This is a genomic window from Pseudomonas agronomica (assembly GCF_025917275.1).
Taxonomy (GTDB): Bacteria; Pseudomonadota; Gammaproteobacteria; order Pseudomonadales; family Pseudomonadaceae; genus Aquipseudomonas; species Aquipseudomonas agronomica.
This window is the reverse complement of sequence record NZ_JAOSHO010000162.1, coordinates 1-10,001: the sequence shown is the minus strand read 5'-3', so window position 1 is coordinate 10,001 and position 10,001 is coordinate 1. Positions and strand designations below refer to the sequence as shown.

At 60.1% G+C, this 10,001-nt stretch carries 9 protein-coding genes; 2 read left to right on the top strand and 7 right to left on the bottom strand.

Annotated elements, in window-relative coordinates; genetic code table 11:
- Positions 1–88: 88 nt before the first annotated feature.
- The 6 genes from OC610_RS13685 to OC610_RS13660 form a co-directional block, all read right to left on the bottom strand.
- A complete protein-coding gene (locus OC610_RS13685) occupies positions 89–790 on the bottom strand; it encodes an ABC transporter ATP-binding protein (protein ID WP_003184675.1) in 702 nt (233 codons plus the stop codon).
- Positions 791–1,558, bottom strand: a complete 768-nt coding sequence (livG, locus tag OC610_RS13680; protein ID WP_264428331.1) for a high-affinity branched-chain amino acid ABC transporter ATP-binding protein LivG — start codon at positions 1,556–1,558, stop codon at positions 791–793.
- A complete protein-coding gene (locus tag OC610_RS13675) occupies positions 1,555–2,811 on the bottom strand; it encodes a high-affinity branched-chain amino acid ABC transporter permease LivM (protein ID WP_264428330.1) in 1,257 nt (418 codons plus the stop codon). Before OC610_RS13675 ends, livG begins: the two co-directional genes overlap by 4 nt.
- Positions 2,808–3,731 (bottom strand): high-affinity branched-chain amino acid ABC transporter permease LivH, encoded by a 924-nt coding sequence (gene livH / locus OC610_RS13670; RefSeq protein WP_264428329.1) that lies wholly within the window; start codon positions 3,729–3,731, stop codon positions 2,808–2,810. Before livH ends, OC610_RS13675 begins: the two co-directional genes overlap by 4 nt.
- A 230-nt stretch (positions 3,732–3,961) precedes the next feature.
- Positions 3,962–5,089, bottom strand: coding sequence for a branched-chain amino acid ABC transporter substrate-binding protein (locus OC610_RS13665; RefSeq protein WP_264428327.1), 1,128 nt, complete (start codon positions 5,087–5,089; stop codon positions 3,962–3,964).
- 60 nt (positions 5,090–5,149) lie between these two features.
- The gene (locus tag OC610_RS13660) at positions 5,150–5,398 is read right to left on the bottom strand and encodes a hypothetical protein (RefSeq protein ID WP_187293311.1); all 249 of its coding nucleotides are present in this window, start codon (positions 5,396–5,398) and stop codon (positions 5,150–5,152) included.
- Positions 5,399–5,428: 30 nt separating this feature from the next.
- On the opposite strand from OC610_RS13660, the gene OC610_RS13655 reads away from it, so the two are divergent.
- On the top strand, positions 5,429–5,734 hold the full coding sequence (locus OC610_RS13655; protein WP_264428324.1) for a DUF2288 domain-containing protein: 306 nt from the start codon (positions 5,429–5,431) through the stop codon (positions 5,732–5,734).
- 287 nt (positions 5,735–6,021) lie between these two features.
- Here OC610_RS13655 and OC610_RS13650 read toward each other — a convergent pair whose 3' ends face one another.
- Entirely contained in the window at positions 6,022–8,196 is a 2,175-nt protein-coding gene (locus tag OC610_RS13650) for a hypothetical protein (protein ID WP_264428323.1), read from the bottom strand.
- A 361-nt stretch (positions 8,197–8,557) separates the two neighbouring features.
- Between OC610_RS13650 and OC610_RS13645 the strand changes: the two genes are divergently transcribed.
- The gene (locus OC610_RS13645; RefSeq protein ID WP_264428321.1) at positions 8,558–9,907 is read left to right on the top strand and encodes a spinster family MFS transporter; all 1,350 of its coding nucleotides are present in this window, start codon (positions 8,558–8,560) and stop codon (positions 9,905–9,907) included.
- The last annotated feature ends 94 nt before the right edge of the window (positions 9,908–10,001 follow it).

The following is a 10,001-nucleotide window of genomic DNA, read 5'->3' as shown; positions in this document are numbered from 1 at the left end:
GGATAAATCCCCTCGCCACAAGGGGTGCCCACTTGCGATCTGGGCGAAAAAAAAACGGCCCGAAGGCCGTTTTTTTATTGCGAGAGATTCAACCCCCCAGGTACGCCTCGCGCACTTTCGGGTCGGTCAGCAGCGCTTCACCGGTGCCTTGCATCACCACGCGACCGTTCTCCAGCACGTACGCTCGGTCGGCGATTTTCAGCGCCTGGTTGGCGTTCTGCTCCACCAGGAACACCGTCACGCCATCCTTGCGCAGTTGTTCGATGATGTCGAAGATCTGCTGGATGATGATCGGCGCCAGGCCCAGGGACGGCTCGTCGAGCAGTAGCAGCTTGGGCTTGCTCATCAGCGCACGGCCGATGGCGAGCATTTGCTGCTCGCCGCCGGACATAGTGCCGCCGCGCTGGGTAAAACGCTCTTTCAGGCGTGGGAAAAGGTGCAGCACCTTGTCCATCTGTTCCTGATAGTCGCCCTTGTCGGTGAAAAATCCGCCCATGGCGAGGTTTTCTTCCACGGTCAGCCGGGCAAATACCCGACGACCCTCCGGCACCACCGCGATGCTCTTGCGCATGATGCGCGCCGAGTCCTGGCCCACCAATTCCTCACCCATGTAGCGGATGCTGCCGCTGTGGGCCTGGGGCGAACCGCAGAGCGTCATCAGCAGCGTGGACTTGCCGGCGCCGTTGGCACCGATCAGCGTGACGATTTCGCCCTGGCGGACCTCGACGTTGACGCTGTGAAGCGCCTGGATCTTGCCGTAGAAGGTGGAAACGTTTTCGAACTGCAGCATTTACGCTTCCCCCAGGTAGGCTTTGATCACTTCAGGATTGTCGCGGATCTCTTCCGGTGTGCCGTCGGCCAGGGGCGTGCCCTGGTTGATCACGACGATGTGGTCGGAAATGCTCATGACCAGCTTCATGTCGTGCTCGATCAGCAGCACGGTGACGTTGTGCTCCTCGCGCAACACGCTGATCAACGCCTTCAGGTCTTCGGTCTCCTTCGGGTTCAGGCCAGCGGCCGGTTCGTCGAGCATGAGGATCCGCGGACGGGTCATCATGCAGCGGGCGATTTCCAGGCGCCGTTGCTGACCGTAGGCCAGGGTGCCGGCGGTACGGTTGGCGAACTCGGTGAGGTTGACCTTGTCCAGCCAATACTCGGCGTACTCCATGGCCTCGCGTTCGCTCTTGCGGAACGACGGGGTCTTGAACAGGCCGGCAAAGAAGTTGGTGTTCAAGTGACGGTGCTGGGCGATCAGCAGGTTCTCGACCGCCGTCATGTCCTTGAACAGCCGTACGTTCTGGAAGGTCCGCACCACGCCCTTGCGAGCGATGTGGTGGCCGGGCAGGCCCTGGATCGGCTCGCCATCCAGCAGGATGGTGCCGCCGGTGGGCTGGTAGAACCCGGTCAGGCAGTTGAACACCGTGGTCTTGCCCGCGCCGTTCGGCCCGATCAAGGCAACCACTTGTTTCTCCTTGACGGTCAGGGCCACGCCATTGACCGCCAGCAAGCCGCCGAAGCGCATGCTTAAGTTTTCAACCTTGAGGATCTCGCGGCTCATTTGCGCAGCTCCATGTGTGGGCGTTGCATAGGCAGCAGACCTTGAGGACGCCAGATCATCATCAGCACCATCAAGGCGCCGAACATCAACATGCGGTATTCACTGAATTCACGCATCATTTCGGGGAGCAGGATCATCACGATCGCCGCCAGGATCACGCCCAACTGCGAGCCCATCCCGCCCAGCACGACGATGGCAAGGATGATCGCCGACTCGATGAAGGTGAAGGACTCGGGCGTCACCAGGCCTTGGCGAGCGGCGAAGAAGCTACCGGCGAAACCGGCGAACGCAGCGCCCAGGGTAAACGCCGACAGCTTGATCACGGTCGGGTTGAGACCCAGCGCACGGCAGGCGATTTCGTCTTCGCGCAGCGCTTCCCACGCACGGCCGATCGGCATGCGCAGCAGGCGGTTGATGACGAACAACGCGGCCAGGGCCAGCAACAGGGCAACCAGGTAAAGGAAGATCACCTTGTTGATCGAGTTGTATTCCAGGCCGAAGTACTCGTGGAAGGTCTGCAGGCCTTCGGCGGCCTTGCGCTCGAAGGTCAGGCCGAAGAACGTCGGTTTCTCGATGTTGCTGATGCCGTTCGGACCACCGGTGATGTCGGTCAGGTTGCGCAGGAACAGGCGGATGATCTCGCCGAAGCCCAGGGTCACGATCGCCAGGTAGTCACCGCGCAAACGCAGGACCGGGAACCCCAGCAGGAAACCGAAGGTGGCGGCCATCATCCCGGCGATCGGCAGGCAGATCCAGAAGCTCAGGCCGAAGTAGTGCGACAGCAGCGCGTAGCTGTAGGCGCCGACGGCGTAGAAGCCGACGTAGCCCAGGTCCAGCAGGCCGGCCAGGCCTACGACGATGTTCAGGCCCAGGCCGAGCATCACGTAGATCAGGATCAGCGTGGCGATGTCCACCGCGCCGCGGGAGCCGAAGAACGGCCATATGAATGCCACGACGATCAGGCCCAGCACGATCCAGCGCTGGGTCGACGGCAGGGTCAGGAAGTTGCTGGCCTTGGCCGGGATCACCGGCACGCCGGGCGAAGCCTTCCACGCGGCACTGATCTGGGTGCTGAACAGCACCCGCAGGAACATCAGCACCGAGCAGGCGACGATGGTCGCGAGGATGGCCGGGCTGGTGCCGTGCACTTCCAGGTTGATGCCGACGATGGTCAGTTTGAGACCGAGTACCGGGTAGGCCACGGCCCAGACCAGCAGGGCGCTGAAGAGCGCCGATTTGAGATGCCTAGTCATACTTTCTCAACCTCCGGACGGCCCAGGATGCCGGTCGGCCGGAATAACAGAACCAGAACCAACAAGCCGAACGCCACGACGTCCTTGTACTGATCGCCGAAAATGTCGGCGCCAAAGGCTTCCGCCACGCCCAGCACCAACCCGCCGAGCATCGCGCCGGGGATGCTGCCGATGCCGCCCAGTACCGCGGCGGTGAAGGCTTTCAGACCGACGAGGAAGCCGGCGTTGGGGTTGATCACACCGTATTGCATGCTCAACAGCACCGCGGCGATGGCCGCCAGGGCGGCACCGATGACGAAGGTCAGGGCGATGATGTTGTTGGTGTTGATGCCCAGCAGGTTGGCCATCTTGATGTCCTCGGCACAGGCGCGGCAGGCGCGGCCCAGGCGGGAACGGGAGATGAACAGCGTCAGGCCGAGCATGGCGACCAGGGTCACCACGAACACCACGATTTGCATGTAGGAAATCAGCACTTCATGTGCCCCACCTGGCCCGATGGCGAAGTTGCCCGGAATCAGGTTGGGGATTGCTTTGTCCTTGGAGTCTTGCGAAAGCAGAACCGTGTTCTGCAGGAAGATCGACATACCAATGGCGGAAATCAGCGGGATCAGACGGTTGCTGCCGCGCAACGGGCGATAGGCGATCCGTTCGATGCTGTAGCCATAGGCACTGGTGACCACGATGCTCGCGATGAAAGCCGCGGTCATCAACAGCGGGACACTGTCGAGTCCCATCATGGCCAGCCCGGCGATGGCGATGAACGCCACGTAGGAGCCGATCATGTACACCTCGCCGTGGGCGAAGTTGATCATTCCAATGATGCCGTAGACCATCGTATAGCCGATGGCGATCAGGGCATACGTGCTGCCAACGGTCAGGCCGTTAACCAGCTGCTGGAAGAAGTGATAGATGTCAGGCATTACAGCGCTCCTAAAAACCTGATACGCATTTCACTGGTGGAGTCATTTTCCCGCCCGGGCCCCGTGGATCTTCATCCACTTCGAACACGAGGTTTGCCAGCGAACCGCTGATGACGGTTTTGAGATTTTCAGGTGGGGAGACTGGCGGATCACGCCAGCGCGGCCCAATACATTTAAAACAAAGCCCACGGCACGCCGTGGGCTTTATTGGCAGTCAGTCAGGCCAGGCCTTACTGAGGCGATACTTCAGTTTTAGGCTTGCCGTTGTGCCACTCGTAGACCACGAACTTGAAGTCCTTCAGGTCGCCCTTGGCGTCGAAGCTCAGGTCGCCGGTCGGGGTCTTGAAGGAGCCTTTGTGAATGGCTTCAGCCACTTTGGAGGCGTCTTCGGACTTGGCCGCCTTGATACCTTCGGCGATCACTTCTACAGCCGAGTAGGACGGGAACACGAACGGGCCGCTCGGGTCTTCCTTCTTGGCCTTGAACGCGTCCGCCAGGGCAACGTTGGCAGGGTCCTGGTCGAAGGATTTCGGCAAGGTCACCAGCAGGCCTTCTGACGCATCCTTGGCGATCTGGGTGATCGAGTCGTTACCCACGCCTTCCGGCCCCATGAACTTGGCTTTCAGGCCTTTTTCCTGGGCTTGACGCAAGATCAGGCCCAGCTCCGGGTGGTAGCCGCCGTAGTAGACGAAGTCGACGTTGGCTTGCTTGAGCTTGGCGATCATCGAGGAGAAGTCCTTGTCGCCGGCGTTCACGCCTTCGAAGACGGCCACTTTCACGCCTTTGCCTTCGAGGGTTTTCTTCACTGCGCTGGCGATGCCTTCACCGTACTGCTGCTTGTCGTGCAGGACCGCAACGATCTTCGGCTTGACGTGGTCGGCGATGTAGTTGCCGGCCGCAGGGCCTTGGGCGCTGTCCAGGCCGATGGTGCGGAAAATCATCTTGTAGCCACGGGCGGTGATGTCCGGGCTGGTCGCCGCTGGAGTGATCATGATCACGCCTTCGTCTTCGTAGATGTCCGAAGCGGGCTGGGTAGAGCTGGAGCACAGGTGGCCGACCACGAACTTGACGCCGTCGTTGACGACCTTGTTCGCGACCGCGACCGCTTGTTTCGGATCACAGGCGTCATCGTATTCAACGGCTTCAAGCTTCTTGCCGTCGACGCCGCCCTTGGCGTTGATCTGCTCGATGGCCATTTTCGCGCCACTGAACTGCATGTCGCCGTATTGGGCTACAGGGCCGGTTTTCGGGCCGGCGATGCCGATCTTGATGGTGTCGGCGGCAAACGAATGGCTGGCAACCCCGGCCAGAACCATAGCGGCAAACAGTTTGGAAATCTGCTTAGTAGCCTTAGTCATAGTGCTCCACTCATGCTGTTGTAGTTTTTATAGTCCTGGCGCCGTAGCAGCAGAACCGGGTCAGATATCTTGGATATCCTCGCGGAAAATGCCCCCGGCAACTGTACCGGTACAGTGTAGAGCGCCGATTGTTGGCAAGGGAAGCTGGCGCTTGGGGGCAAAACCTGAGGGTGTCGCTTTATTGAAAGAAAAAGACAGATTCGCGGCGGGGTTTGTCCGGTCAAATCGGCAATCCTTGGCTTTGCTGCGCTTTTCAATCGGTGCTGCAATTGCAACCGGGTTTTTCTGCCAGACCACCGACGTTATCATTCGCGCCGATTTCTTTTCCGGACAGCTCCCATGAATCAAGAACCTAGCACCCTCTATGCCAAATTGCTCGGTGAAACCGCATCTATTACCTGGAAAGAGCTGGAGCCGTTCTTTGCCAAGGGTGCCCTATTGTGGGTCGATCCGGCACTGGATCTGATCGCAGCCGCCGAGGCCGTGGCCCAGGACGAAGGTACCAAAGTCGCCGCCTGGCTGGGCGCCGGGCAGGTCGCCAAGCTGTCTGAAACGCGGGCGCTGGATTTTCTGGAGCGCGATCCGCAGCTTTGGGCGGTGGTGGTTTCACCGTGGATCATGATCCAGGAAAGGGCGTCGAATTGATCGGTGCACCAAGTTGGTTCGCGCTTTGCTATGGTCGAAAGTGTGTAGGTGAGTAGCGTGATGTCAGCCTGCCGTGGCGAAACGCCACAGGGGAGGGTGACGTATACGTAACGGGAACAGTTTATTGGGCAGCCTTTTGGCTGCTCAATTGTTTCTGGGTGTTGTTCTGGGGGAGATATTCAAGGCCGCTATCGCGAGCAAGCTCGCTCCCACAAGCTTTGTGAACACAGGCCCATTGTGGGAGCGAGCTTGCTCGCGATTTGGGGCGACTCGGTCTCAAGCCAGCCTCAATAAGTCCTGCCCGTATGGTTATTAAGCGAAATAACCTTGGTCTTGCCGATCCGGTGACGGTAGATCTCGCGCAGATACTTGATGGACTTCTTCACGCAATCGCGCGACAGGCGAATGTCATTGATCGAGACGAACTTCTCCTTGTCGTTGATCAGCTCGCGGTACTTCTTCTCGTACATCGGCTTGATCGCGTACCAGTTGGTGTCGAGGATCTTCGCTGGGTTCTCGAATTCGTTGAGCAAGTCATCGATGCGTGCCTCGTCGAATTCTTCGTTGATGATGAAGTCCAGGATCGAGTTGTCGAGGGTCTCGTCGAAGCGGTACGGCGTACGGGCGAAGCAGCGCTTGATGAACGCCACGATCAGCGTCAGGAAATCGTCCGACAGGCACGGGCTCTTGGCGATCAGGGTGGTCAGCGACAGGTTGGCCGAGGCGCCGATCACCAGGGCGTAGCGCTTGAGCGTGGTGTTGGGGAACAGGCTGTTGAGGTGGGTCTTGAGCCGGTTCAGGTCCATGTAGGACAGCTTGTAGTCCTTGGGCAACGAGACAATCGACACCACCGACGAGCAGTTCTTGAAGAAATGCAGGTCGTGCAGGGCGGCGGCGTCGTAGCCGGAATTCTTGTATTGCTCAAGCGAGGCCCGGTAGCGCTTGGACTCGATGGGCAGCAGGCTGATGCCTTCGATGGCCTGGGTGACCTTGTTGAAATGCGGCAGGTCGATGGAGCGGAAGAACAGGTCGTCAATGTTCAGGCGCGGCGGTTCTTTCTCGAACACCTTGAACTTGTCGCCGCTCGGCGCCGGGGTTTCCGGGACGACGGACTCGGCGTAGGCAATCGCCACCGGACCGGCCAGGCTCATGAACAGGTCGTTGGCGTCCAGGCGAATGGTTTCGCCGATGTCGATGCCGGCGCGACGGAAGTAGTTCTGGTCGTAGTCGGTCGTTACGGCCTGGGCCGTCAGGATGTTGAAGATTTGCTGGGAAATGTACTGGTTGGCGTGCTTTTCCATGGCATTGACATCAATGTTCTGGATGTTGCCGTCATCGCTTTCTTCGGCGTAGCGCATGATGTCGTTGGAGATCAGCATCATCGCGTTCCATGGGCGGATACGGCCCATGACGCTCGCTTCGCTGCTGTCTTCGTTGGCGAAGTTGTACGAGAAATCCCATTCTTCCGAGAGATATTTGCACAACAGCCGTCCGGCGTTGATGTGCAATGCTTCGGACATCTCGCTGCGGTGATCGGAAATGTTCGGCAGTACGCAGATGCCGCTGGTGAAGATCGGCTCGAAAACGAAGGAGTGGCCGCTCTTGCTGTCGTGTTCGTCCATCGGCTTGGTGTCGAACGTCTTGTTCATGTACGAGTACTGCTGGGCCAGGCCGAACTCCGAGGCCATGCCCGAACCGGTACCGCCGCCGGCGCTGAAGATCGAGAAATACAGGCGCGACTGGTTGGCCTTGATGCCGCAGCTGTCGATCAGGTACGAGTGGATCATTTTCCAGTCTGGGCTGGAGAAGCGCTGGGTGTCCTTGTTCAGGATGATCTTCGCCAGGTACTGGCCGAGGATCGGCGCGTTACCGGCGCCGCCGGCATGGACTTCCGACAGGTCCATGATTTTCATCTTGCTGTAGTCGCGCAGGAAGCCGCTTTTTTCGCCCTTGCGCGAGAAGCGGATGCGCCCGGCGATGTCCTTGTCCAGGTCGCCCAGCATGACTAGCGGTTCCACCAGGAACACCGGTTTGCTGGCCTTGCTGGTGCCCAGGCGCAGGTTGCGCATCCATTGCGCCGGGCGATAGCCCTTGTCGCCGTAGTTCTTGTCTTCGGCGTTGAATTCGTTGAGGTAGAACTTGCGGGCGTTGTAGACCAGCTCCGCCACGTCCAGCGCGATGTTGGAACCGCAGCGCCCCAGGCCGATCAGGCACACCGACGGAAATTCCTGCTGGCCGCGTTCGCTCTCGTCATCCACCAGGTGCGGCGGGCGCGGGAACACGGCATCACGCAGGCCGTCGAGGTTGTCGAGGATGCGGTCGGTGTTGGTCTCGGTGAAATACAGGTATTGCTGGGTTGCGAGGGATCGCGAGCTGCTCGACAGCGTCGAGGCTTCAGGGCCGTTGGCGGCCGGGCTCAGGGTCAGATCGGAAACCGCAGTGGCTGTTTTTTTGGAAGTCATTGTGCGCCGTATGCCTGAACTGGTTGGTTCGTCGATTTCTTCGACGAACCGTCGCGGATGGGAGCTCGCGTCCTTGAATGGCGCGAATGTCGGCCCAAGCGTCCAGGGCTGCAGCCTGAGCAGCGCTCGGGGAGAATCTATTCCTGATCATGTTGGATCGGCCATGCCACGGCGTTCTTTAATCGAAAACAGGCGAAATGATGGCAATTGTTACAGGAAATTGACCGCCGTCATGAAACATGCCCGGCGCCATGGTCGGGTATCAGCCAGGCGAATGATTGGAGACAGCCTGCGCATCGCTGTCTAGATTGCAGACTCCGGGCTCGGAAGCCTCGCCCATAACAATAAAAGAGACGGACCCATGCAGAACTCGACCCAAGCGGCGAATGCCTGGCGCATTCTGTTCCTGTTGTTCCTGGCCAACCTGTTCAACTTCTTCGACCGCACCATCCCGGCGATCATCATCGAACCGATCCGCATGGAATGGAGCCTCAGCGACTTCCAGATCGGCATCATCGGCACCGCGTTCACCATCGTCTACGCCATTGCCGGCTTGCCGCTGGGGCGCATGGCCGATACCGGCTCGCGCAGCAAGTTGATGGGCTGGGGCCTGGCGGCCTGGAGTGGGCTGACGGCGGTGAATGGCCTAGTGGGCAGTTTCTGGGCGTTCCTGCTGGTGCGCATGGGCGTGGGCATCGGTGAGGCGAGTTATGCACCGGCGGCGAATTCGCTGATTGGCGATCTGTTCCCGGCTCACCGCCGGGCTCGGGCGATGGGCATCTTCATGCTGGGCCTGCCGTTGGGCCTGCTGCTGGCATTCTTCACCATTGGCGCGATGGTCAAGGCGTTCGACAGTTGGCGTGCACCGTTCTTCATCGCTGCGGTGCCGGGGCTGGTGCTGGCGGTGTTCATGTTTTTTATCAAGGAGCCCAAGCGCGGCGCCGCCGAAACCGTGCAGGTGTCCCAGGAAAAGATTGATAAACCGGTTCGCCGGGTGCTGGCGATTCCGACCTTTCTCTGGCTGGTGCTGGCGGGGCTTTGCTTCAACTTCGCGACTTATGCCTGCAACTCGTTCCTGGTGCCGATGTTGCAGCGTTATTTCGCGATGCCGCTGCACGAGGCGGCCGTGGCCACCGGCATTATGGTCGGCGTAACCGGATTGTTCGGTCTCACCTTGGGCGGTTGGGTCGCTGACAAGATTCACCAGCGCGTGCCCAACGGTCGCCTGCTGTTTGCAGCGTTCAGCCTGGCGATTTCCACCGTCACCACGGCGTGGGCCCTGCATGCAGGGCGCATCGAGATCGGCGTGTTCGTGGCGGTGTTCAGCGTTGGCTGGTTGTTTGCCTATAACTTCTACACCTGCGTCTACACCGCGATCCAGGACGTGGTGGAGCCGCGCCTGCGCGCCACGGCGATGGCCTTGTACTTTGCTGGTCTGTATCTGCTCGGCGGTGGCCTGGGGCCGGTGGTGGTGGGTGGCTTGTCCGACTACTTCGCCCGCACGGCCATGACGGCCGCCGGTGTCGACCAGATGACCGAAGCGTTCAAGGCCATCGGCCTGCATGACGCGATGTACCTGATTCCGGTGGCGCTGCTGCTGACCATGGTGTTCCTGTTCCTGGCGTCTCGCTGCTTTGTGCGCGATGCCAAGCGGATGAAGGAGGGGATGAGCACTGAGGTGCTACCGGAGGGTGTCGCGGCGACGGCCTGACGGGATTTTGTGGCGACGATGCTTTTGTGGTGACGGAGCTTGCTCCCGCTGGACTGTCTGTAGGCGCTGCGTGGGAGCTGCGTAGGAGCTGCCG